Annotated in this window: 26 protein-coding genes; 20 read left to right on the top strand and 6 right to left on the bottom strand. The window is 41.0% G+C overall.

Annotated features, from left to right (window positions below; translation table 11 throughout):
• Positions 1 to 303: 303 nt before the first annotated feature.
• The 4 genes from BHE18_RS05660 to BHE18_RS05645 all read left to right on the top strand — a co-directional run bounded on the left by BHE18_RS05660 (position 304) and on the right by BHE18_RS05645 (position 3,789).
• Positions 304 to 939 (top strand): FMN-dependent NADH-azoreductase, encoded by a 636-nt coding sequence (locus BHE18_RS05660; protein ID WP_071617631.1) that lies wholly within the window; start codon positions 304 to 306, stop codon positions 937 to 939.
• Between the two features lie 105 nt (positions 940 to 1,044).
• A complete protein-coding gene (locus BHE18_RS05655; RefSeq protein ID WP_071617630.1) occupies positions 1,045 to 1,707 on the top strand; it encodes an O-methyltransferase in 663 nt (220 codons plus the stop codon).
• A gap of 148 nt (positions 1,708 to 1,855) precedes the next feature.
• Positions 1,856 to 2,500, top strand: coding sequence for an SDR family oxidoreductase (locus tag BHE18_RS05650; RefSeq protein ID WP_071617629.1), 645 nt, complete (start codon positions 1,856 to 1,858; stop codon positions 2,498 to 2,500).
• 269 nt (positions 2,501 to 2,769) lie between these two features.
• Positions 2,770 to 3,789 carry an STAS domain-containing protein gene (locus BHE18_RS05645; RefSeq protein WP_440480377.1) on the top strand — a complete coding sequence of 340 codons (1,020 nt, stop codon included), beginning with the start codon at positions 2,770 to 2,772 and terminating at the stop codon, positions 3,787 to 3,789.
• A gap of 73 nt (positions 3,790 to 3,862) precedes the next feature.
• Here BHE18_RS05645 and safA read toward each other — a convergent pair whose 3' ends face one another.
• Positions 3,863 to 4,492: a SafA/ExsA family spore coat assembly protein gene (gene safA, locus BHE18_RS05640; protein WP_083573677.1), complete on the bottom strand. Its 630-nt coding sequence runs from the start codon at positions 4,490 to 4,492 to the stop codon at positions 3,863 to 3,865.
• A 188-nt stretch (positions 4,493 to 4,680) separates the two neighbouring features.
• Between safA and BHE18_RS05635 the strand changes: the two genes are divergently transcribed.
• Positions 4,681 to 5,448, top strand: coding sequence for a class I SAM-dependent methyltransferase (locus BHE18_RS05635; RefSeq protein WP_071617628.1), 768 nt, complete (start codon positions 4,681 to 4,683; stop codon positions 5,446 to 5,448).
• A 32-nt stretch (positions 5,449 to 5,480) separates the two neighbouring features.
• A complete protein-coding gene (locus BHE18_RS05630; RefSeq protein ID WP_071617627.1) occupies positions 5,481 to 6,191 on the top strand; it encodes an HAD family hydrolase in 711 nt (236 codons plus the stop codon).
• A 46-nt stretch (positions 6,192 to 6,237) separates the two neighbouring features.
• On the opposite strand, the gene BHE18_RS05625 is transcribed toward BHE18_RS05630, so the two are convergent.
• Positions 6,238 to 6,705, bottom strand: coding sequence for a hypothetical protein (locus BHE18_RS05625; RefSeq protein ID WP_071617626.1), 468 nt, complete (start codon positions 6,703 to 6,705; stop codon positions 6,238 to 6,240).
• 135 nt (positions 6,706 to 6,840) lie between these two features.
• Between BHE18_RS05625 and BHE18_RS05620 the strand changes: the two genes are divergently transcribed.
• Entirely contained in the window at positions 6,841 to 7,572 is a 732-nt protein-coding gene (locus BHE18_RS05620) for a nucleotidyltransferase domain-containing protein (RefSeq protein WP_083573633.1), read from the top strand.
• A gap of 384 nt (positions 7,573 to 7,956) precedes the next feature.
• Positions 7,957 to 8,661, top strand: coding sequence for a class I SAM-dependent methyltransferase (locus tag BHE18_RS05615; protein WP_071617625.1), 705 nt, complete (start codon positions 7,957 to 7,959; stop codon positions 8,659 to 8,661).
• A 51-nt stretch (positions 8,662 to 8,712) separates the two neighbouring features.
• On the opposite strand, the gene BHE18_RS05610 is transcribed toward BHE18_RS05615, so the two are convergent.
• Positions 8,713 to 9,099 carry a sporulation protein gene (locus tag BHE18_RS05610; RefSeq protein WP_071617624.1) on the bottom strand — a complete coding sequence of 129 codons (387 nt, stop codon included), beginning with the start codon at positions 9,097 to 9,099 and terminating at the stop codon, positions 8,713 to 8,715.
• 381 nt (positions 9,100 to 9,480) lie between these two features.
• Between BHE18_RS05610 and BHE18_RS05605 the strand changes: the two genes are divergently transcribed.
• The 3 genes from BHE18_RS05605 to BHE18_RS05600 all read left to right on the top strand — a co-directional run bounded on the left by BHE18_RS05605 (position 9,481) and on the right by BHE18_RS05600 (position 13,114).
• On the top strand, positions 9,481 to 11,592 hold the full coding sequence (locus tag BHE18_RS05605) for a peptidoglycan D,D-transpeptidase FtsI family protein (RefSeq protein ID WP_083573676.1): 2,112 nt from the start codon (positions 9,481 to 9,483) through the stop codon (positions 11,590 to 11,592).
• 422 nt (positions 11,593 to 12,014) lie between these two features.
• Positions 12,015 to 12,176: a hypothetical protein gene (locus BHE18_RS23145; protein ID WP_171910660.1), complete on the top strand. Its 162-nt coding sequence runs from the start codon at positions 12,015 to 12,017 to the stop codon at positions 12,174 to 12,176.
• A 125-nt stretch (positions 12,177 to 12,301) separates the two neighbouring features.
• Positions 12,302 to 13,114, top strand: coding sequence for an EcsC family protein (locus BHE18_RS05600; protein ID WP_071617622.1), 813 nt, complete (start codon positions 12,302 to 12,304; stop codon positions 13,112 to 13,114).
• Between the two features lie 50 nt (positions 13,115 to 13,164).
• On the opposite strand, the gene BHE18_RS05595 is transcribed toward BHE18_RS05600, so the two are convergent.
• A complete protein-coding gene (locus BHE18_RS05595; protein ID WP_071617621.1) occupies positions 13,165 to 13,557 on the bottom strand; it encodes an SET domain-containing protein in 393 nt (130 codons plus the stop codon).
• A 96-nt stretch (positions 13,558 to 13,653) separates the two neighbouring features.
• Entirely contained in the window at positions 13,654 to 14,964 is a 1,311-nt protein-coding gene (locus BHE18_RS05590) for a D-alanyl-D-alanine carboxypeptidase family protein (protein ID WP_071617620.1), read from the bottom strand.
• A gap of 191 nt (positions 14,965 to 15,155) precedes the next feature.
• On the opposite strand from BHE18_RS05590, the gene BHE18_RS05585 reads away from it, so the two are divergent.
• The 5 genes from BHE18_RS05585 (at position 15,156) to BHE18_RS05565 (ending at position 19,258) form a co-directional block, all read left to right on the top strand.
• Positions 15,156 to 16,004: an ABC transporter permease subunit gene (locus BHE18_RS05585; RefSeq protein WP_071617619.1), complete on the top strand. Its 849-nt coding sequence runs from the start codon at positions 15,156 to 15,158 to the stop codon at positions 16,002 to 16,004.
• Positions 16,001 to 17,008: an ABC transporter permease gene (locus BHE18_RS05580; protein ID WP_071617618.1), complete on the top strand. Its 1,008-nt coding sequence runs from the start codon at positions 16,001 to 16,003 to the stop codon at positions 17,006 to 17,008. The genes BHE18_RS05585 and BHE18_RS05580 overlap by 4 nt, the downstream gene beginning before the upstream one ends.
• 85 nt (positions 17,009 to 17,093) lie before the next feature.
• Complete coding sequence (locus BHE18_RS05575; protein WP_071617617.1) at positions 17,094 to 18,107, top strand: S66 family peptidase; 1,014 nt, start codon at positions 17,094 to 17,096, stop codon at positions 18,105 to 18,107.
• Positions 18,108 to 18,176: 69 nt separating this feature from the next.
• Positions 18,177 to 18,674, top strand: a complete 498-nt coding sequence (locus tag BHE18_RS05570; RefSeq protein ID WP_083573632.1) for a DNA topology modulation protein FlaR — start codon at positions 18,177 to 18,179, stop codon at positions 18,672 to 18,674.
• Positions 18,675 to 18,715: 41 nt separating this feature from the next.
• Positions 18,716 to 19,258 (top strand): GNAT family N-acetyltransferase, encoded by a 543-nt coding sequence (locus tag BHE18_RS05565; RefSeq protein ID WP_071617616.1) that lies wholly within the window; start codon positions 18,716 to 18,718, stop codon positions 19,256 to 19,258.
• 46 nt (positions 19,259 to 19,304) lie between these two features.
• Here the strand turns inward: BHE18_RS05565 and BHE18_RS05560 are convergent, their stop codons facing one another.
• Complete coding sequence (locus BHE18_RS05560; protein ID WP_071617615.1) at positions 19,305 to 19,808, bottom strand: GNAT family N-acetyltransferase; 504 nt, start codon at positions 19,806 to 19,808, stop codon at positions 19,305 to 19,307.
• A gap of 125 nt (positions 19,809 to 19,933) precedes the next feature.
• Between BHE18_RS05560 and BHE18_RS05555 the strand changes: the two genes are divergently transcribed.
• From BHE18_RS05555 to BHE18_RS05540, 4 genes are all read left to right on the top strand, one after another.
• Positions 19,934 to 20,380, top strand: a complete 447-nt coding sequence (locus tag BHE18_RS05555; protein ID WP_440480383.1) for an HIT family protein — start codon at positions 19,934 to 19,936, stop codon at positions 20,378 to 20,380.
• Complete coding sequence (locus BHE18_RS05550) at positions 20,370 to 21,608, top strand: aminopeptidase (protein WP_071617613.1); 1,239 nt, start codon at positions 20,370 to 20,372, stop codon at positions 21,606 to 21,608. Before BHE18_RS05555 ends, BHE18_RS05550 begins: the two co-directional genes overlap by 11 nt.
• A 67-nt stretch (positions 21,609 to 21,675) precedes the next feature.
• The gene (locus BHE18_RS05545) at positions 21,676 to 22,074 is read left to right on the top strand and encodes a VOC family protein (RefSeq protein ID WP_071617612.1); all 399 of its coding nucleotides are present in this window, start codon (positions 21,676 to 21,678) and stop codon (positions 22,072 to 22,074) included.
• The gene (locus tag BHE18_RS05540; protein ID WP_071617611.1) at positions 22,071 to 23,108 is read left to right on the top strand and encodes a DUF2332 domain-containing protein; all 1,038 of its coding nucleotides are present in this window, start codon (positions 22,071 to 22,073) and stop codon (positions 23,106 to 23,108) included. The genes BHE18_RS05545 and BHE18_RS05540 overlap by 4 nt, the downstream gene beginning before the upstream one ends.
• Positions 23,109 to 23,120: the final 12 nt, after the last annotated feature.

The raw sequence follows: 23,120 nt of genomic DNA, 5'->3' as shown, positions 1-23,120 counted from the left end.
TTGATTCTTTTATTTGGCTCGAGGGGTTCCGCTTTTGATTACTTTGTCGGGTAAGATGATCTGTAAATGCATCTGCATTACTACCACATTTTGCGGTGTGAATTGCAATTTTGCACTTCAAAACAGAATCAGTTAATCTAAAAAAGCTTTTTTCTATTCAGGACGATATGCAAGATTGTGAGCATATTCCTTGATAAAATCTATTGCATGTCTTACAATAATCTCGAATTAAGAATATATCTAATTGAGATATGTTGTGATCATGATATATTACTTAAACATAAAGAAAGGAAGATTTAAGAAATGACAAAGGTATTATACATCACGGCTCATCCGCACGATGATACACAATCTTTCAGCATGGCTGCTGGAAAGGCATTTATTGAAAAATACAAGGAAGTAAATCCGTCACACGAGGTTGTGGCGATCGATTTATACAATGAAGATATTCCGCAAATTGATGCTGATGTATTCAGCGGATGGGGGAAGCTGCAGACAGGTAAAGGATTTGAAGAGCTATCAGACAGCGAGAAAGCAAAAGTCGGCCGCTTAACTGAACTCGTCGATCAATTTGTAGATGCTGATAAATATGTATTTGTCACTCCGTTCTGGAATTTCTCATTCCCTCCAGTAATGAAAGCTTATATCGATGCAGTTTCAGTTGCAGGAAAGACATTCAAGTACACTGAACACGGACCAATCGGTCTATTGACTGACAAAAAAGCACTTCACATCCAAGCGCGTGGAGGCATCTACTCAGAAGGTCCTGCAGCTCAAATGGAAATGGGCCACCGCTATCTGGACATCATGATGGAATTCTATGGTGTTCCTTCATTCGAAGGGCTGTTCATTGAAGGTCATGCGGCCATGCCTGATAAAGCACAGGAAATCAAAGAAGACGGCATCGCACGGGCGAAAGATCTTGCACATACATTCTAATTATGAAGGACCGGCGAAATGCCGGTCCTTTTCAATGACTCCTTTAACAAATTATGGTAATATTATTCAGAAACTTAATTTCCATTATATTAAGGAGCGAAAAAAATGAATGAAAAAACCTGGGAAGAAGTAGATCAGTATTTCACTGCAAAATTACATAAAAAAGACCAAATGATGGATGAAGTAATGACAGCAAACGAAAAAGCTGAAATGCCTTTGATTGATGTATCTCCCTCGCAAGGAAAGATGCTGCATATGCTGGTTAAGATGAAAGGTGCAAAACGAATCCTTGAAATCGGCACACTTGGAGGGTACAGCAGTATATGGATGGCCAGGGCACTCCCAGAGGATGGTTCTTTAATTACTTTAGAATACAGCGAAAAGCATGCTGAAGTGGCACGTGGAAATATTCGAAAAGCAGGATTGGAAGATAAAGTGAAAATCCTGACAGGTGCCGCACTGGATACTCTCCCTTCCTTAAAAGGGCGAAAATTCGATTTTATCTTTATTGATGCTGACAAAAGAAATAACCCACACTATATAAAATGGGCAATTGAGCTTTCATTCCCTGGTACGGTTATTATCACGGATAATGTGGTACGCGGGGGGAAGGTAACAGATTCAAGAAGTTCTGATGAAAATATTAAGGGTGTACGGGCATTCATAGATATTTTATCGGACAGCGATTTAATTGATTCTACAGCGATACAAACAGTCGGAACAAAAGGTTATGATGGATTTGTGATTGGTATTGTAAAAGAAGGATAATATAACAAAAACTCATATAGATAAGAAAGAGTTTATTGGGATAGACATCTTTTTATACGTTTGGATTTCATGCAGATTATTTGTAAAGGCAGAACAAACATGTAATCATTAATTCATACCAATACAATCGGATAAGGAGATGAGAGATATGAAAGTAGCAGTAGTAGGAGCGAATGGTCAGATAGGTAAACATTTGATTGATTTGCTTCATAACAGTGAGGATTATAAGCCTATGGCCATTGTACGGAAAGAAGAACAGGTTCAATCTTTTAAGGATGAAGGTATAGCTGCATCTCTCGTGGATTTAGAAGGAAGCGTGGAGCAAATCGCAGAAGGATTGAAAGATGCTGATGCAGTTGTATTTACAGCAGGATCGGGTGGATCTACCGGATCGGATAAGACACTGCTTGTCGATTTAGACGGTGCCGTCAAGACGATGGAAGCTGCAAAACAGATTGACATTGATCGCTTTATCATTGTCAGTGCACTGCAGGCACACCACCGTGAAAATTGGAATGATTCATTACTGCCTTATTATGCAGCAAAACATTATGCAGATAAGGAACTCGAAAGAAGCGGGTTGACTTATACTATCATCCGCCCGGGCGGCTTATTGAATGAAGCCGGAACAGGAAAAGTGTCAGCGGCAGAAAATTTATCTAGGGGATCCATACCTCGTGAAGACGTAGCAAGAGCCATCTTTGCTTCTCTAACCGAAAAAAAGACGTATAATCGAGGATTCGATCTTATTTCTGGAAACAATCCAATAGAAGAAGCAGTAAAAGAAATATAGTGTATAGGCGTGATGATTGAATCATCACGCCTTATTAATTGAATAAATCCATACTTTATGGATTTATTTTCAAATTATAAAGGTATTTTTTTGTAAAATAGTTGTATTTAACAATTTATACAATAAAACTGTGCTAAGATGAAGTAAGAGAAGATCATATTTTAACGCTTCTGCTCTGCAGCATTTCGTTGAATAGTATTAACAATGCATACACCTAAACAATTACATAAAGTATTACAGAGCTATTTCATTATTTAGGAGGGGCTGTCGTGCAAACTCAGACCAATTTTAAGGTAGAAGGAATCAGTTTTGATTGGAATATGGACACGGGGCAATTCTCATACGAAGGACAGGATGCAATACTCTTCTGGATATCAAGTGCGATGAAAATGTTTTTTGATACGATAGAAGAGGTTTCTGGAGAAGAGGCTGCCAACCTGGTACTAGAGACGACCGGTTACCGCCAGGGTCTTTTGGTTGGGGAATATTTTGAGAACTTGAAACATGTCGGGGCAGAGGAAGCCGCTAAACTGATTGGACATACTTACGCTTCTGCCGGGTGGGGACAAATATCCTCTGAACAGCTGGATATCGAAAACAAAACAGCAACAATCATTATGAAAGACAGCTGGGAACATAAAATAAATGTCGCACAGGAAAAGAATGAGGGAGGTAAATTTCTTCCTGCCCACTTTGCAGGTATCTTTACCGGGTTGTTCAAAGCGAATATTTGGTATAACGTCATTCAGTACCAGCTGAATGGATACGAATACTCAAAGGTGGAATACTATCCCTCTCCCATTACAATTAATAACAATATCCATGAACTTGCACGGAAAAAAGAGACAGAACAAATTAGGCAATTAGAAGCCTTGGTGGAAGATAAAACGAGAGACTTAAAAGAACTGGTAAAGGCTCTTTCCTCGCCAATCATTCCCGTTCTTGAAGGGGTGGTCGTTGTGCCGCTTCTCGGTAAATATGATGGTGAACGTGCAGAGGAGCTGGTGACCAAGACTTTGCACAACCTTCCTTCACATAAAGCCAATTATTTAATCCTGGACCTCACGGCATTGGACGAAGACATTGATGATCTTTCAGCCAGCTTGATTGAAAAAATCGGTGCAGCTGCAGCATTGATCGGAACAAATACGATTCTGGTAGGAATATCCGCTCGACTTGGCGCTCATATCGCACACACTGGAATTGATTTTTCACGATTCGAATGTTTTAAAACACTGCAGCATGGCATTCATTATGCCCTGGCACAGGCAGGCCGAAAAATCGTATAAAGGTAAAAAGGGACAAATCACTTTTATCGTGACTTGTCCCTTTTTAATGACCTCCTGACAGCAATGATATTTTTTATTTCTTAATGAACATCTGGGTCCAGTAATGGCCGTAAGAACCGCCTTTCACATATCCGACCCCTATTTCGGTATAAGTCGGAGAAAGTATGTTCTTTCTGTGCCCTTCACTGTTCATCCATGCTTCGACTACTTCAGCCGGTGTTCTTTGTCCAGCTGCTATGTTCTCACCTGCAGCCTGGTAAGAAATACCGAAGTCCTTCATCATTTGGAAAGGGGATCCATAAGTCGGGGAAGTATGACTGAAATAGTTCTTGTCGATCATATCCTCGGACTTATAACTGGCGACCCTTGACAGCTCCCAATTTTCTTTAAGTGGATGCAGTCCGGCTTTTGCCCGTTCTGCATTTACTAATTTAACCACTTCGTATGTATAAGTTTGTGCTGTTTGATCTCCGCCAGGTATAGAGATACTTTGCCCGGGATAAATGACATCCGGATTTTTTAATTGTGGATTTGAATTAATCAGTTCGGATACTCCGACCTGATGTTTCAACGCAATCTTCCACAGAGTATCTCCATATTTTACAGTGTATGTACCTGCTGCAGATACTTCAGATTGTTTCCAAAAACCAGTGACCAGAGTAACGGACAACATAAGAATAAAGAATAGTTTAATTGTTTTCATAGTTCTATTGAAATATAATACCTGCATCGTTTAAACAGGTAGTTGTTACCATGACCTGAGAACTTCTTATTTATCAGCATCTAGTAATTTTTACTAGAATTTCATCTTTGAAATAAAGGGATTTTCATCCATTATTTAGATGTTACTGATATACTGGTAATATAGAAGAATTTAGGAGGTCAAGGAGTTTGAAAGATTTATTATTCGAGGATCAGATAAAAGATATAGAAAAACATTTTTCAGGTTGGGATTTTTCTTATATTACAGAATCAGGAAGGATGGATAACGGGATGCTGAACTGGTCGTATGGCAGTATCGTCATCCCATACATACGAAATGCAAAATCTATGTTGGATATGGGAACAGGGGGAGGGGAATTGCTCACAAAATTCCAGCCGCTGCCTTCTGTAACTTGTGCAACTGAAGGATATGCTCCGAATTTACCTATAGCGAAACAGCTTCTTGAACCATTGGGGGTGGCAGTAAAAGAAGTTAAAGAAGATAATCTGCTTCCATTTGGAGATGGGGCATTTGACCTTATCATTAATAAACACGAAGAATATTCACCAGGTGAAGTAAGACGGGTACTTACTTCCGACGGGATTTTTGTCACTCAGCAGGTGGGAGGCATTGACTGCGTTCGAATCAACGAAGCACTGGGTGCCCCGGTGAATGAGGAATTTCTCCACTGGAATCTTGAATATGCAAGTGATGGGCTGAGACGGGAAGGGTTCGAAGTCTTTGACTGTAAGGAAGAACAACCATATCAGCGATTTTATGATATCGGTGCACTCGTTTACTACTTAAAAGCAATCCCTTGGCAAGTTCCGGATTTTTCAATCGAACGTTATAAAGATTCCCTTTATTCCATACATGAAACAATTCAGTCAGAAGGCTTTTTCGAAGTGAAAACCAACAGGTTTGTGATGAAGGCGAAATTACAGAAGGATTATTAATATATGAAAAAATCTTTAAGGAAAACGTTCATTTGCTGAAGGAAAAATACGATGCCTTGTTATTTGATCTTGATGATACATTATTTAATCATTCATGCTGTTACAAGAAAGCCATCAAAGAGATTGTGAAAAGCCATAACGGTCTGGGTCATGTTGATGAAGAATTATTTATTAGTACTTTCTTGAAAATCAATCAGGAGCTTTGGAAAGATTTTCAGTCTCACAAAATAAGTTTTAGAGAATTAAGTTTAAAAAGATTAAGAATGACCTTCAATCAATTTTCTGTTAAAGCTGAAAATGAAGAGATAGAAACCATCAATGAAATCTATCATGGAAATTATCTTAAGAGTATTGTTCCCGATCTTCAGATTAAGCAGCTTATAGAACAGATTAAAGGTTCATTCAAAGTAGGAATTGTGACGAATGGTACAAGCTATAATGCTTATAAAAAAGTACAGCGGCTTGAATTAAATAACTTTTTTAAAGACGATCAAATCATAGTGTCTGAAGAAATAGGGTACAGCAAACCACAGCCTCAAATATTCCGACATGCTCTTGAACTGTTCAGGATTACGCCTGAGAGAACTCTTTTTATAGGTGATAATTATTATACTGATATGTGCGGGGCTAATCGTGCAGGCATGGATACATTATGGATAAACCCTGATGAATTGAAACCTCCTTTGGATTTTAACCCTGCTTACATAGTGAAAAGAGTTCTTGATATCGAGTGTCTAAAATAAAAAAACGCAGCAAGATTATCTTATTCCTTGCTGCGGCATGATTCAATTACTGATTTTTAACTTTTTCATGAAACTCATTCATTTTATTCATTGTATCGTCTGTCAAGTTCTTTAGATTTTCGGCATCAGGTGTATCTTTTTTTGCTTCTTCAATTAAAGGGTAGAGGCTTTTCTCAATGTTCTCATAATCGTCAGGAAAGTTATCTTCTACCTGCTTTTCGATTTGGTCCCACTTTTCTTCAATTTTAGAACCTTGTTCATTTAATTTCTTTGCATCATCAGGAGTATTCGTCAGTGTCATCGATAATTCTTCCAGGGAGCCCGTTGTATCCTCCACACCTGCGGTCAGTTTTTTTGTATTCTCATCATTCGTTTTTTCATCACCGGCACCAGAGGTGGATTCTTCTTTGTCAGGGGTAACCTCTTTCACTTCTTCGGCACTATCGTTTCCGCCGCATCCTCCAAGTAACAGACCAACAATCAATAGACTGCTGAACAGCTTGATGATTTTCATCGCGGGACCTCCTTTGTTGTTTACATCCATTTTTCCCATTAAAAGAAAAAACAAACGAGGGAGTTTGGCTCAATATTGAGATTGAGAGAAAATGACTATTAGTTAACCCGAATAAACCGAGAGGGGGATGAATAAATGAAAAAAAATCGAATGGATCCATGTAAAGCTGCAAAATTGTTCAGTGATGAAAACTTTCCTACTAGTGAAATCGTCTTATTAGGTGGAAGTGTCATCAGAGGGGAAGCGACAGATACTTCAGACCTGGATATCGTAATCATAGATGAAACCATATATTCTGCTTATCGTGAGTCACTTTATGCATACGGCTGGCCGATAGAAGTATTTGTCCATAATAAAAAAACACTGGTTGAATTCTTCAAGAGCGATTGCGAAAGAGCAAGACCATCACTGCCAAGAATGGTAGCTGAAGCAGTTGTAATCACAGATAATGGTTATAGCAGCCTCCTGAAAAAACAAGCTGAGAGATTGTTAAATGAGGGACCTCCTGCATGGGATTCATCAATGATCAGGGTAAAAAGATATTTCCTTACAGATCTGCTTGATGACTTTATCGGCAGCACCAATCATGGTGAAACGATTTTCATTGCCGGAACACTTTCCGAATCCCTGCACGAATTTGTGTTAAGGACAAACAGGCATTGGATTGGTTCATCAAAATGGATTGTTCGGGCGTTGGCTGCTTACAATCGTGATTTTGCGGAAGAATTTGTTGAGAGCTTCTCCAGATTTTATCAAACAGGAGAAAAAGAGTATGTCATATCACTTGCAGATTCAGTATTGAAGCCATATGGAGGCAGGTTGTTCGAAGGATTTTCATTAGGGAAGCATTCCCGTAAAAAAGAGTAAAATTGTTTGAATGAGAGGTGATCACCGTGACAACAGTACTTGTCCTTATTGGGTGTATTTTCAGTGTGCTTGCCGTAAATTTTTTTGAGTGATTGCTCGCTGTATCATTTTTGAAACATTTGTAATATTTCAGCTTTTCATTAGACAGAGACTTACCTCTAGTTGTCCTGATAAGGGTGCACGGGAAGTTTGAAGGGACTGACAAGGATTAGTATTCATTCCATCTCCATACCTCGCATTGCCTAAACCAAAGTCCTTCTCACAAGCAATTTTACAACCATCATAGAAGTTGAATGCCTCTAATTAATCTATTTGTAAAATGAAGGTAACCATAATATGTAACATTAGAGATAAAATGGAATTATACCGGCGAGGAGGAATTTGATGGAAGAAACTGTTTATAATCAAGAGGAATTATATGAAATGCTTGATTCATTATTAAGAGAGCCAGAAGGGTTCTGGACCGATTTCTATCAGGACCGCGAAAAGAGTATCCCATTTTTCAAGAACGCACCTGATGAGAATCTGGTTTCCTATCATACTCAAAGACTGATAAAGCCCGGTAAAGTACTCGAACTGGGGTGCGGCCCGGGAAGAAATGCTCTTTATCTTGCTAAAATGGGCTGGGAAGTGGATGCTGTCGATCTCTCGTCCACATCCCTTCAGTGGGGAGAGGAACGAGCAGCTGAAAACGGAATACACATCAACTTTATACATAATAACATCTTCAACTTGGAAATTGCCGAAGGAGCCTATGACCTTGTTTATGATTCAGGGTGTTTTCATCATATTGCGCCTCACAGAAGACTGAGTTATACAGGGCTAATCACCAAAGCATTGAAACCAGGCGGACACTTTGGCCTTACCACTTTTTGTCCCGGCGGCAAATTTGGAGGTGCTGTCATTTCGGATTGGGAGGTCTACAGGTCAGGCTCGCTTCAAGGAGGGCTTGGATATGACAAAGCTAGATTAGAACGTATATTTTCATGTCTTGAACCTGTAGAAATAAGGAATATGATCGATCAGGATAACTCTTCGCAAGTGTTTGGTTTATCAGATTTAATGGCAGCTTTGTTCAAGAGATTATAAACGAAGAAACCGTTCAGCATGCTGAACGGTTTTTCTGCAGGATTGAAACTGCTAAGCTATTATTCTAAAATCATCGTGGTCGACTTTATTAATCCCATCATCAAAAACGAATCGGGTGACAAGCTTGTAAGAGATTGCTTCGCTGCTGGGCGGATATGAATCCGCTAATCTGCATGAAAAACTGATTCTTTTAAGTTCATTCGCTTTCATGGTGGAAGAACTTAAAATGGTATTGTAGTGAAGGACTGATGAGCGTTCACTGTTGTGGTCAAACTGCAATAGCTCTGTTTCGATACGCTTCAGCTTTTGTTGGATCCTGCCCCCGATAATTTCATATTCTCCTTGGATCACTTCACCGGGACGGTAATCTCTTTTAGTCAAAACCAAATCAAATTTTGTTGATCCGATACCGAATCTGCACATCAGTTTACTAAACATAAATGCAATTCAACCTCTCAATCATCTAGTTACCAATTCTGCCTGGAGAGTTTTGGCGTCATTAATCTCTGTATCAATTCAAATTCAAATCCTATTGTAAGAGAAAGAAAACGTGCTGTCTATACCCCTTTGTCGACAAATTTTGCGGACTATTATAGTAGAATTTTTATGATAATTTTTTATAATCAAAAAATGCATAAACCACTTACTTATCCTTACATCTATACTTTATTTAATCCATTAATGGAAAAACAAGGTAGAAATAAAGCGGGATTTTCGATACAATGAAGGCAGGGGTTTATATACTTCATACATAGAGGAGATTGCATATTGAAGGGGAAAAATCAAAAAGATAAAAAGAAAAATCCACTGCCTTTCAGAATGAACATTTTGTTCTTTGCTGTGTTTGTGTTATTTACATTATTGATATTGCGACTCGGGATCGTACAAATTGTAAATGGCAATGATTATCTGAAAGAGGTTCAGCGCACTGAAAATGTAAAAGCGAATAACGGCAGTCCGCCGCGGGGAAAAATATACGACCGCTACCGAAATGTCATCGTCGACAACGTTCCTATGAATGCGATTACCTATACAAGGACTCAATCGACGAAACCGGATGAGATGCTGAAAGTTGCAAGGAAGCTGGCACAGCTCATAAAGATGGATACTGAAAAAATCACCGATCGTGACAGACAGGATTTCTGGCTCCTTACCCACCCGGATGAAGCCGAAAAACTGGTATCAAAAGAAGAGATTAAGAGTTTGGAAGATAACAAAGATTTAGGCAAGGATGAAGTGAATAGAAAAGTCTATCAAATGCAGCTGGATCGAATCACCGAGGAGAATATCAAATCGTTTAACAAAGCCGAACTTGAAGTATTGGCGATCTTCAGGGAATTCAACACGGGCTATGCACTTTCCCCTCAAATTATTAAAAATGAGGGTGTTACCACCGAGGAAATGGCAAGGGTAAGTGAGAATCTCGCTAAAATGCCAGGTGTCAATGTCACAACTGACTGGAAACGAACCTATGCAGTGGGAGACACCCTCCGGTCGATTCTTGGAAAAGTATCATCCTCCAAAGAAGGCCTTCCCAGTGAACTTGTAAACTCGTATACTGCCAAAGGCTACGCCCTCAATGACCGGGTGGGCACAAGCTATGTTGAGTCCCAATACGAGGATGTATTAAAAGGACAAAAAGAAGAAATTGAATACATCACGAAAAAAGGAAGTGTCCTCGAACAACAGTTGGTCAAAGAAGGGCACAGCGGAAAAGATGTCGTCCTGACAATCGACATGAAGCTGCAGAAGGAAGTTGAGAAGATCGTTGAGGAGGAGCTGGGGAAGCAGGCAGCTAAATATTGGGAATCCCCTTTTCTGGATCGGGCATTCGTTGTAATGATGGACCCGCATACTGGAGAAATTATGTCTATGGTAGGGAAGAGATATGCTGAGAATGCAGATGGTCAAACTGAGATGCAGGATTATGCTCTAGGAACATTCACTTCAGCTTATGAAGCTGGTTCTGCAGTTAAGGGTGCAACGGTTTTGACAGGTTACATGACAGGTAAATTGAGTATCGGGGAAACTCAGTTTGATGCTCCCATGAACTTCGGGGGAGAGAAGAAAAGTTCATGGTTCAATGCTTCACAAGGAAGTAAATATTTAAATGACATTCAAGCTTTGGAGATATCATCAAATGTTTACATGTTTAAAACCGCATTAAAAATAGCAAATGCATCTACTTCTCATAACCAACCAACTGTCAGCTATGATGAGAAAGCTTTTGACATTATGCGAAACCATTACAGTCAATTCGGGCTAGGTGTCAACACCGGGATTGATTTGCCTGGTGAAACCTATGGTCTCAAGGGACCGGAAAGAAAACCTGGTTTACTTCTGGATTTAGCAATCGGGCAATATGATTTATATACTCCAATGCAACTGGCGCAATATGTTTCTGCTATCGCAAACGGGGGATATCGTATAGAACCGCATATCATGAAAGAAATACGCGACCCTAATCATTCCGAGAATAGAATTGGGCCAATCGTCTATGAGAACAAACCAAAGGTATTAAACAGAATAAACGTCTCAGAAAAGGAGCTTCAACAGGTTCAGAATGGTTTCTACCAAGTTGCTCATGGATCACGAGGCACGGCAAGAGATCAATTTAGAAATGCCCCATACAATGCGGCAGCTAAATCAGGTACGGCTGAATCTTTTTATAATGGTAAGGACACTTATAATACCACCCTAATAGGCTATGCCCCTTTTGATAACCCAGAAATCGCTTATTCAGTAGTCGTACCATGGTCCCATCAAAAAATTGATCCAGTAGTAAATAAAACCATCGCCAAACGAATCATGGACCAGTACTTCGAACTCAAAAAAGAAGCCGAAGAAAAAGGCCTGCTGGATACTTCCATCGAAGGAGAAGTCCGTACAATGGAAAATGCGGATGTAGAAACTAATGAAGCAACGGAGTAACATATGAACTGAGATACAAGTTGTTAGTCTAATTAAAGAGGTTGGAATAAAAATTTTAATAGAAACCTGAACTAATTTGCTTTCTAAGTTGTAAATTAGTTCAGGTTTTTTAAGTTTTACTGATATCAATGTTTTAGTTTATCCAGCGATTGATTGGAGTGCAAAACGTAGACTCCTGCGGGAAAAGCGAGTTAGGTGAGACCCCGCAGGCGAAGCCGAGGAGGCTCACCAACCGCCCGCGGAAAGCGAAGTTTTGCACGGAAATCAATAGCGGCATTGAGAACCTACTATGAAATCTGTTCGGCTTTTGGGGTTTTAAGTTTAGTTCCAAAATCTATAGAGACATATAAAATGAAACTTTCCCACCCTCCATCCGTATATAAATAATAAGAAAGTTAAAATGTTCCAAGGGAGGGATTCACATGCTTTGGTTCATCATCGGTATCGCCATATTGGTTGGCATCTTAAGCTCACTAATAAAACGCAGGACATCGACCTTCCAAGACGACCCGACTGCCAATGAAAGGCAGATCCAGGAAGAGGCACGAATAAAAGCAAGCAGCTGGTTCGGGGGAGGCCAGTAAGGATACAGGAGATGCATGTGTTAATAGACATGCGTCTTTTTTTGAAACTAATTAGTTTACATATGAACTCACCGACAATAATGGGAAATAAACATCAATAATATTTAAGAAGTAAGGAGACACAAATGACTCAATACGAAACAAAAGAATATTTACTTCAAGAACTAAAAACAGTGGCAAAATGGGAGAAAGATCATAAAGGGCTGTGGTTCTGGGAGAAGATCGGAAAGCTGCCGTTCATGATCCTGGATCGGATAACGCCGAAGATGGTGCATAAAAAATTGGGACAGGCGCTGGATGAAATCGGGAGCTACATTCAAAAAGGCGGGAGCTATCTTACCAACGAAAAAGAGGTGTTGAAAAGAATAGAGAAACAGACTGGAAATGAAGAAATGGGAATATCTGAGGTGAAAGAGCTGCCTCTGCAGGTAATGGATGAGGTCAGTCAAGCGATAGTCGTATCCCGTAAGAAAGTTGCCATGACTCAAGGTGCAACTACCGGAATCGGGGGATTTCTTACCTTAAGCATCGATATCCCCTTCATTCTGGGAATCTCGTTAAAAACACTCCAGGAAATCGCCCTCAGTTATGGCTACGACCCCAATGAACAGAGTGAGAGGGTATTTATCATTAAATGCCTTCAATTCGTATCATCCGACATCGTTGGTAAACAGGCCATTCTACAGGAGCTGTCGGAATTCAACCAGGCTTCACCAAATAAGAAAGACCAGACAATTTCACAGCTTCAAGGCTGGAGGGAAGTAATGGCCAGCTTCAGGGATAATTTCGGGTGGAAAAAACTATTTCAAATGATCCCGATAGCTGGAATCCTTTTTGGCGCTTTTATTAATAAATCAATGATGCATGATATAGGGGAAGCCGGGCGGATGCTCTATAGAAAACGGCGTATTCTCGAAAAGCTAGAAGCACATGTATAAATCAAAGAGGGTGGAAGGGCTTTTCAAAGCCCTTCCACCCTTAAAAGTACTCAGTCTTCAGACTGATCATCTTTATCAAACCAAAGCGGTGTATCATTTTCGACTTCACCGTTATAATTGATTAGAAGTTCTTCTCCGGCTTTGATGTCCTTGTATGCGTAAAAATCAAATGTATGCTGATCAAAATTTATTTCATAGATCGTGTTAGGCGTATACGAATGGTTAAACAGCATTCCGTAGCCCAACAACAGAGCCGTGTGATTTATGCCATATTCAAACACATAATCTGCTAAGAACGTTTTTTCGATATGTTCATGTTCTTCGTTTGGGTAAGGGAGTACCGGTGCCTCATGTACGAGCTCACCTTTTGTTATATCCCGCTTGGCGAAAACGCCTCTATTCAGGTCCCCGTCACTCAGTGAGGAAATCTTGACTTCAATCATTATTTCACCTTCTTTATAAAATACTGACCTAGTAAGCTTGTCATGATTCACGGCAGAAAGCAACTGTTTTCTTCATAGATGCTTGTTAGATTCAGCTTATCCGAATATATCTTTGAGAAATTCACCAATATTTCTGGCACTTCTTACAAACCAATTCGCTTTTTCAACAGTGGAAGAAGCGTACACATTCACCTTCTGATCTCGTTGGAGCCCGTCTAAAATATATTCTGCCTCTTTCTCATTCTTTAGCACCAGCTCTCCAATTTTCTCTCCTTTTTCAACAGGGGCCTGGAGTTTGCCATCTTCACCCGTTTTGTCTTTATCCAGTTTTAACTCAACGCCTGCCTGCTTGATTTCCTTTTTCATCATTCGGACCTTTATTGGCTTGTCCACAGTGATCTTAACCTCAGCCTCTTTACCATCTTGAACGGGGAGAGCATCTTTTGTTTCCGTATCATCAAGGGTGTATTGGACTGTTTCATATTGAGTGAAACCGTAATCGAGCATCTTTGCAGCTTGTATGAAACGTTCAGCGCTGCTCGGTTGACCATATTGGTCCTTGGCATCGAGAATTACGGTGATGTATCTCACTCCATCCCGTTCGGCGGTACCGGTAAACGTGGATCCCGCAAAAGGGGTCGTTCCCGTCTTGAGGCCGTCAGCCCCTTTATAAGAATAGGCACGGTCTTTCAGAAGGGCATTTGTATTCTTCATCAAATACTCTTCATCCGTACCTTTCCTGAAGTACTTATAATTCGTACCCGATGTTTTTAAAACTTCAGGGTAGTCTTTAATCAAACGATACGCAAGTGTCGCCATATCTTCTGCAGACACCATATTTTCATCATTTACACCTGTCCCTTCAGGGTGCATGCCGAGCATGTCATAATTGCTCAATCCGCTTGAATTGACAAATTTATAATGTTCCATCCCAAGCTGTGCCGCTTTGGCATTCATCCTCTTGACAAATTCTCCTTCGCTGCCGGCAACAGCTTCTGACAGTGCAATGGCCGCACCATTTCCGGACTTGATGACCATCGCTTCATATAGTTCTTTTATTGTATAAGCGTCTCCTGCACGTAAAGGCACATTGCTCAAGCCGGGAGCATTGGCAAGCTGATATACTTTATCACTTATCTTATACGTATCTGTCCACTCTATTTTTCCCTTATCGATTGCTTCAAGAACCAGATACTCTGTCATCATCTTTGTCATCGATGCTACTCCGAGCGGCTGATCTTCATTATATTTATCAACAATCTTTCCGGTTTCTGCATTTACTAAGATTGCCGCATCTGCATTGATCCCGGTTTTGGACTCCCCATGGACGGTTCCCCCAAAAGAGGACAGCGCCAAGAGTGAGATCATTGCTGCAGATAAATTCTTTTTCAATGTGACTTTTTTCAAACCAGTACCTCCAAGTGGATTTTTCACAACTAAATTAGTTTACCATAGAATCATGAAATTTAGATGAGATTCACGAAGTCACAAAATTGTAAAAAAGTATTGCTATATAAAAGTAAAATGTTACCATTATTTAGTGTAGATAGATAGAATTAGAAAGGGGGAGAAAGGTCATTCCCAAGAAAATCATTTCCATGGCAGGAGAAGTTTTACTTATCATAACCGGCATCATTTTTGTAAGTGCCTCTTCAGCACTTTTTGAAAACCAATCACTTTCAGTTTTCTCTTTTATAAGGCAGATAGGGGAAGTATTCAAAGATTTACTGTCACCGGGGGACCTTGTTTACGTTAACCCGATTTCTGATATCGAGAGAAAGTTATTTCCTATTCTTCTCCTGGCATACTGGAGCAGTGCACGCATTTTTTTTCTATCATTAATACTGGCATTATTTTGTTCTATACTTCTGCTAATACTTTACTTCTCTATAAACAGGGTGTTTAAGAATGGTGTAAAGGTATTCTCATTCTTAATTGGATCTTTACCCGATATTTTTATAATCATCTTGACCCAACTAGCAATCATATGGTTTTTCAAGATAACCGGACTTCTGCTGATCGATATTGCTGCTGTAGGAGAAAATCAGGTAATTTTGCTACCCGCTGTCACATTGAGTGTGCTTCCCTCTTTCTTCTTTTTCAGTAACATGGTCGGATTTCTCCGCGAAGAAGAGGGAAGGCCATATGTTGAACTGGCAAAGAGCAAGGGGCTTGCGCAATTCAGGATCCTGTTTATCCATATGATGAGGAATGTCATGGTCAGCCTTACATATCACGGCAAGCAGATTGCCTGGATGATGATCTCCAATTTATTGATCCTGGAGTATCTATTCAACGTTTTTGGCATAACATCTTTCCTGTTCACTTATAATACCCCGTCAATCTTTGCGGTGGCATCGATCCTGCTTTTTCTTCCGCTTTACCTGTGTATAAAACTTTTACAGGTGGTAATTCTGCGTAAGACTGGAAAGGAGATGAGCCTTTGAAGACAGTTGCATTTTACAGAATCGGTATGATTATATGTACAAGTTCCATTCTCCTTCTTTTGATTTCCAGTCTTATCTACAACCTGCTCCCTGATAACGACATTCCACAAATGCTGCTTCTTCGGGATGATAATGGAAGGATCATAGGGGATGCACCTTTTGCACCGTCATGGCAATTCCCATTTGGAACTGACCGTGAAGGGTATGACATTGGATACAAATTGCTGGAAGGTGCAGTTTATACAATCGGAGCAGCGATTATCATTTCACTCCTGAGTTTCATTGTTGCATTCGGGATCGGTATAATCGGGGGATTCTCCAAGTTCAGGGTAAAATCTTTTGCCCATAAATTCTTTACATCATTTTATTTTATCCCTCAGTCCATTATCGCCTATAACATATTGTACCCGGTCATATGGGAGCCAATGGAAGGATTCACAACTACCCTTTCTGAAAGAATCGTAATAGAAGTACTTGTACTCGCCATTATTACTGTTCCGACGACCGCCATTCTCATTTCGAACGAAACGGAACAGATTCTCGGTGAAGAATTTATTACATCTGCCACGGTATTGGGGGGAAGCCCATTGTTCATTTTTTATAAGCATGTGCTCCCGCATTTGAAGATGCGTCTATTTATCATTTATCCCAAAATCGTCATCCAAATGCTCCTGATCATTGCACATTTAGGTTTTTTCACCCTTTATTTCGGGGGGACCGATGTATGTTACACCCCGTTTTGTCATCCCCCCAAGCCGTTCATTCAAGAATGGTCCGGGATGATGGGAACAAGCTATAAGGAGCTTGGTCTCTCGTGGTGGATATTCATGGGGCCGCTTCTGTGTTTCACTGTGACGACCTTACTGCTCAACGGCATCGTGAAATGCATAGAGGGTCTGATTGATCATGAACCTTATAAAAGCAAGCAGACATCCCGTGAAAACGAGACGCATAGCTTTGAATCACATTCGAAGCAAGAGAAGTTTCTCTTCATTAAAAACTGAGCTGCATTGAGAGTGAATGGAAAATAATTCTTGTTATCAATCAAATAATCTGCTAAAATTCTAAAAACACATTGGGGGGAAGCGAATGATAACGTATCCATATTTAAACACACGGTCAAAAATAGGCGTCACAGCACCGTCATCTGGAGTGCCTTCAGAACTTCATAACTTATTGAGGCAGTCGGCAGCGAGGTTGGAGGAAAAGGGATATTCCCTTTCATTTGGAGAAACCGTATGGACTCAGGAAAAAGCAAGATCAGCAGATGCCGAAAAAAGAGCAGCAGAGTTCATGAAAATGATGGACGATGAAAGTATTGAAGTCATCATGCCCCCATGGGGTGGAGAGCTTCTAATAGAAATTCTAGATTTCCTTGATTTTGAAAAAATGAAGGCTAAATGGGTATTGGGCTATTCAGATACCAGCGCCCTCCTTCTCTCGATCACACTTAAAACGGGAATCGCCACCGCTCACGGCACAAATTTCATTGACTTAAGGGGAGAATATTGGGACGAGACAACCGCGATGTGGGAGAAGGTACTGACCACAAAGCGCGAAGAATCCGTTTCTCAGACATCTTCACTAAAATATCAAGAGCAGTGGGAGCACGAAAAACAGTCTCCATGTGTTTTTCACTTAACGCATGATACAGAATGGAAAACAGTCAGTAATAAAGAAGAAAAACTTAAAGGAAGACTGCTGGGGGGCTGCATAGATATTATTCATCACCTTGCAGGCACACCATATGGGGACGTAAAAGCATTCCATGAGACTTTTGCGGACGGTGAATCATTGGTGTGGTATTTTGAAAATTGCGATCTGAACATGACCGGGCTGCGCCGTGCATTCCTCCATATGAAAATGGCAGGATGGTTCAAGAGTTGTTCAGGAATCATGTTCGGAAGGAGTTCATCGAATACGCCGGTAAATGGATATGGTGCAGAAGATGTGTACGAAGAAATATCAAGTGAACTCGGAATCCCGATCATTTATGATATTGATTGCGGACATCAGCCTCCACAGGTGACTCTCATAAATGGAGCGTACGCAGAAGTAGAGGTGTCTGGCGTCAAAGGGGTTATAAAGCAATATTTTAAATAGGACAATCGGTTACTAAGCGGTCTGGATACGATAAGATAACGCGCGCAGCTTGGGAAGGGTCATCGATTCATGAAGAAGAAACTGAAGGGAATTGGTGTTGTGAAAAGAATCCACATCATCGGTTCCGTCGCAAGCGGCAAATCTACTTTAGCGAGAAAGCTGTGCGAAGATATGAATATAGCACACTATGAACTGGATAATATCATGTGGGAGCGGGGGAAGAATGGAGACCGTCGCAGGTCGGAAGAGGAGAGGAGGACCATCCTGTCCTCCATTGTGAGTCAGGACTCATGGATCGTCGAAGGTGTGCATCATCATGAATGGATGTGGGAAAGCCTCGAACAATCAGACCTCATCATTTTCCTTGATACACCTAAACAGAAACGCACATACCGTATTATCAAAAGGTTCATAGAAGAAAAAGCCGGCCTCAGGAAAGGAAACTACAAACAGACAATTCACATGCTCCTGAAGATGTTCGAATGGAGCCGGCGATTTGAGAATGAAGAAAAAGAAACAATTATCAGGCTGCTGAAACCTCACGACAGCAAAGTGAAAGTTATGTAAAGTAAAGCCAAGCCACAGGTTGAAGGAAAGGATATAATTAAATGAAAAGAACTGGAAATAACATTTATATAAGACCTTATCATTTTGATGACGCAGAAGCCATGCTCTCATTCGAACTTGAAAACCGAAACTTTTTTAAGGATTTTTCCCCATTGATGAATGACGATTTCTATTCGCTTCAGTCTCAAAGAGAGCGGGTGGAACGGACTGCAGGAAGGATGGAGAGGGATGAGTACTATGCTTTCGGCATCTTCCTTAACGGAACAGATGATCTAATCGGCAATATTTCGCTGTCTGATGTAATAAGAGGACCGCTGCAGTGCTGCTATATAGGCTATTCTCTTTCCAAGGGACACAATGGCAAAGGATATGCAACAGAGGCGGTCAGGCTGGCTGTGGAGTATGCATTTCAAGAATTGAAGCTGCACAGGGTGGAAGCCGGGGTGATGCTTCACAATGTCGCATCGATGAGAGTGCTGGAGAAAGCGGGATTTCACAAAGAGGGGATTTTTGTGAAAAACGTGAAGATCAATGGGATTTGGGAAGACCACCAGCATTACGCAATCATCAACCCTGAAGATTGACCAACAGGAAAGAACGAAGATATCTGCTTCTTCGTTCTTTTTTGCTTTAAAGAAATAACACCATATATTCTTCGTCAAAATACTCTCCCTTGTATTTGATCGCCCTTTTTTCCATTCCATAAGTATGAAACCCTATTGAGCTATACAGCCTTTTTGCAGAAACGTTGATGGTCACGACGGTCAGGTTTATCTGTTCAATTCCTTTCAATTTTCCTGCTTGTAAGATTGCTTTCTTAATCATTGTTCTTGCAATCCCTTTATCCCGATGATCAGGCGTCACATACATACCGAATATAGAAGCCTTATGCATCATTTTCTCAGCAGTTTCAGGAACCAGCACAAGCATGCCGGATAAGGTACCATCAATGTATGCACCAAAAGTAAAATTTTTTCGCTCATCAAGTCTGGCAGCTGTGTGCTCGACCGGGTTCTCTCTGGATACCGTTTCCTCATAACTTGCCCCGAAGGCCTCGGGATTTGTCTTAAGTGCTTCGAGCCTTAACCTAAGGTAGTCCTCTGCATGGGATCGATCCAATCTCAAAACTTCCATTATTTACTACCCTTCCTTCTGTAAAATGTTATGATAGAAGAAACAATGAGTTTCTCTGAATAGTATGTTATTCGATTCATCCTTTATAAATCCTTTAAAAAGAAGGAGGTGGCAAAATGTATAAAATGGATTGCCTTGGCTGCAGGCTGGCCAATAAAGAAGAGAACGTTTACGTGGTGTACGAAAATTCTTTTTTAAGCTGCATCCTGGATCATGAGCCTTTTAATCCCGGACATGTAATGATCCTTCCCAAGGAGCACGTTGAGGAAGGCGTTGAATTTGACATACAAATGAACATGGCCGTAATGAAAGCCGTTCAGCTGATATCGAAAACCATCGAGGGAATTTATCATCCTGATGGCATCACCATCTGTCAGAATGGCGGGATCTTCAGTGATTTGAACCATTATCATATGCATGTTGTCCCTAGATATAAAGGACAAGATTTTGCAGAGTTTTATCAAGAAAGCCCTGAGAACGCTGATCCGCAGGAGCCCTTTCCGTATACAATGGAAAAGATGAAATCGATGATTGAAAGTTTAGTAGAAAAGGAGAAAGAAAATGTTACATAAAGAGTTTCAACAGAAATTGGATCGATATGCAGAACTTGCTGTCAAAGTAGGCGTCAATGTACAGGAGGGCCAGGATTTATGGGTGGCCGCACCGCTTGGAACCGAAGAACTTGTCAGGAAAATTGTCAGGCATGCTTATCTGGCAGGTGCTAAATCAGTTCATGTTCAGTGGGAGGATGAAGACATCATCCGTACACATTATGAACTAGCTCCGGATGAAACCTTTCAGGAGTATCCCATCTGGCTGGCCGATGCACATGAATGGGTCGTTGACCGGAAGGGTGCCTTTCTGCAGGTGGAGGCGCATGATCCCGACTTACTGAAAGGAATTGACCCGGATCGCATCCAGGATTTTGAAAAGGCAAAGGGCCTTGCACTCGACCGTTTTTTTGAGGCGATTGACAATGATTCCGTAAGCTGGTCGATCATCGCGATGCCTTCCCGTAAATGGGCGTCAAAGGTATTTCCGCAGCTGGAAGAAGAGAAAAGGATAGAAGTTCTCTGGGACAGCATCTTCACCGCGGTCAGAATAGATTCTGCAGATCCTGTGTCAGAGTGGAAGAAGCACATTGAAACATTGAAAGATAAAGCCGGAGAGCTTAATGAAATGAACATAAGAACCCTTCACTACACGGCTGAGGGTACGGATTTGACAATTGAGCTGCATGAAGATCACTTATGGCTTACCGGCGCGAGTAAGACTCCGGAAGGCACCGATTTCATCGCAAACATGCCCACTGAAGAAGTCTATACTGTTCCAGTCAGGACAGGAGTGAACGGGACAGTAAAAAGTACAAAACCGCTCGCGTACAATGGCAATGTGATTGAGGATTTCACACTAAGGTTTGAAAATGGAAAGATTGTTGAGATGGAGGCACGGGAAGGGAAAGAGATTTTACAGAAGGTGATTGAAACGGATGAAGGTGCTTCGTATCTGGGAGAAGTTGCACTTGTGCCTCATAAATCTCCAATTTCTGATACCGGCATACTCTTTTTTAATACATTATTCGACGAAAATGCATCCAATCATCTGGCAATCGGTTCATCTTACCCTACATGTATCAAAGGCGGCAATAACCTCACTGATGAAGAAAAACAGGAAAAAGGGCTGAATGAAAGCATTGTTCACGAAGATTTCATGATAGGTTCTTCACAGATGAATATTGACGGAATTTTAAGTGACGGCAGCAGAGTTGCAATATTCAGGGATGGGAATTGGGCATTTTAGATTATTTAGGCAGGGAACAGTGCTGGGAGCACTGTTCTCCTTCATATTCAGGAAAGGGGTAATGTTAATGATTTATGAAATGACCATACAAGTGCGTGTTGCAAATATATCAGAAGGGAAATCCTGGTATGGAGTATTATTAAAAAGGGGTCCGGATTTTGAACCTCATGAGGGATTCGCCGAATGGGAGCTGCTTCCGGGCTGCTGGCTGCAGGTTGCAGAAGGAGAACCGGCTCTGAGAAGCGGACCGGTCCGATTTGGGGTGGCTGACATTGAAGCTGAAAGAGCACGATTGATCCACTCACTGAATGTAGAAGATTTCATTATCCATTCAAGGAAAGAAGTGCCCGTGAAATGGGCAACATTCGAAGATCCGTGGGGGAATGGAATCGGGCTGTTCCAATACATCGATCAGCAGGAAATCCAAAACCGGATCATACCTATTTTAGGGAGGCACATCCAATGAATAAGCAAGGGATATCACAGCGCTTTAAAACATTTGCAGAAAAGGAATGCAAGGATTCGAGCCCCCTTTATGAATACCTTTCCCTTAAAATAGCAGCTGATGATGAACTATTGGAGTTATGCACTTACTGCAGGGATGGTCAGCCTGTTCCTAATCTGTTTTTAGGCGGGGTTCATTTCCTGTTAATGAAGGACTCCTCCCATCACTTGCGAAACTATTATCCGAGCATCGTACAGGACCCATTGCCAGTCATAGACTCTTTTCACCACTTCAAACAATTCTGCCTTTTTAATAAGCATCAATTGATACACATCCTTCAAACAAAGCTTGTCCAGACCAACGAAGTAAGAAGGTGCGCCTATCTATACCCTGCTTTCTGTTATATGCATGAATTGACGAATAAACCGCTTGCCTTGCTGGAAATAGGAACGAGTGCAGGGTTGCAGCTTGGCTGGGATCAATACCGATATCAATATACCAATGAGGATGGTGCATACGGTAATGATACAACCAGCATCCTGATCTGTTCCGAAGTAAAGGGAAATCATCTTCCTGTCCTTCATCCAGAACCGCCGCCGGTTACCTCGAGGACGGGATATGACTTACACATCAATCATAAAGAAGATCACCCGTGGCTCCTTGCCCTCATCTGGCCGGAACATGAACAAAGGCGGAATTTATTTACAGCTGCAGCCGAGAGTATCAAAGAGGTCGACATTGATTTTATAGAAGGGGACGGAATCGAACATTTTCCTGGAAAAGTCAAAGAAATCCCTTACAACGAAGTCATATGCATTTTTCACACCCATGTCGCCAATCAAATTCCTGAATCTGCAAAAAAGGTCCTTCAAGACAAAATCAAAGAAATCGGCCGTCATCGTGATATCTTTCACCTATACAATAATATGTGGGACAGGAAGCTTCATTTGGATTGTTATATCAACGGCAAAGAGGACTGTCATGTTATTGGGGATACAGATGGGCATGGGCGCTGGTTTGAGTGGAATTTACTTCAAGAAAAATCTATCACATAAACGCTTAACATG

Source organism: Rossellomorea aquimaris (genome assembly GCF_001877785.1).
GTDB classification, from domain to species: Bacteria; Bacillota; Bacilli; order Bacillales; family Bacillaceae_B; genus Rossellomorea; species Rossellomorea aquimaris_A.
The sequence above is the reverse complement of the archived record's forward strand: the minus strand, read 5'-3'. Positions and strand labels throughout refer to the sequence as shown.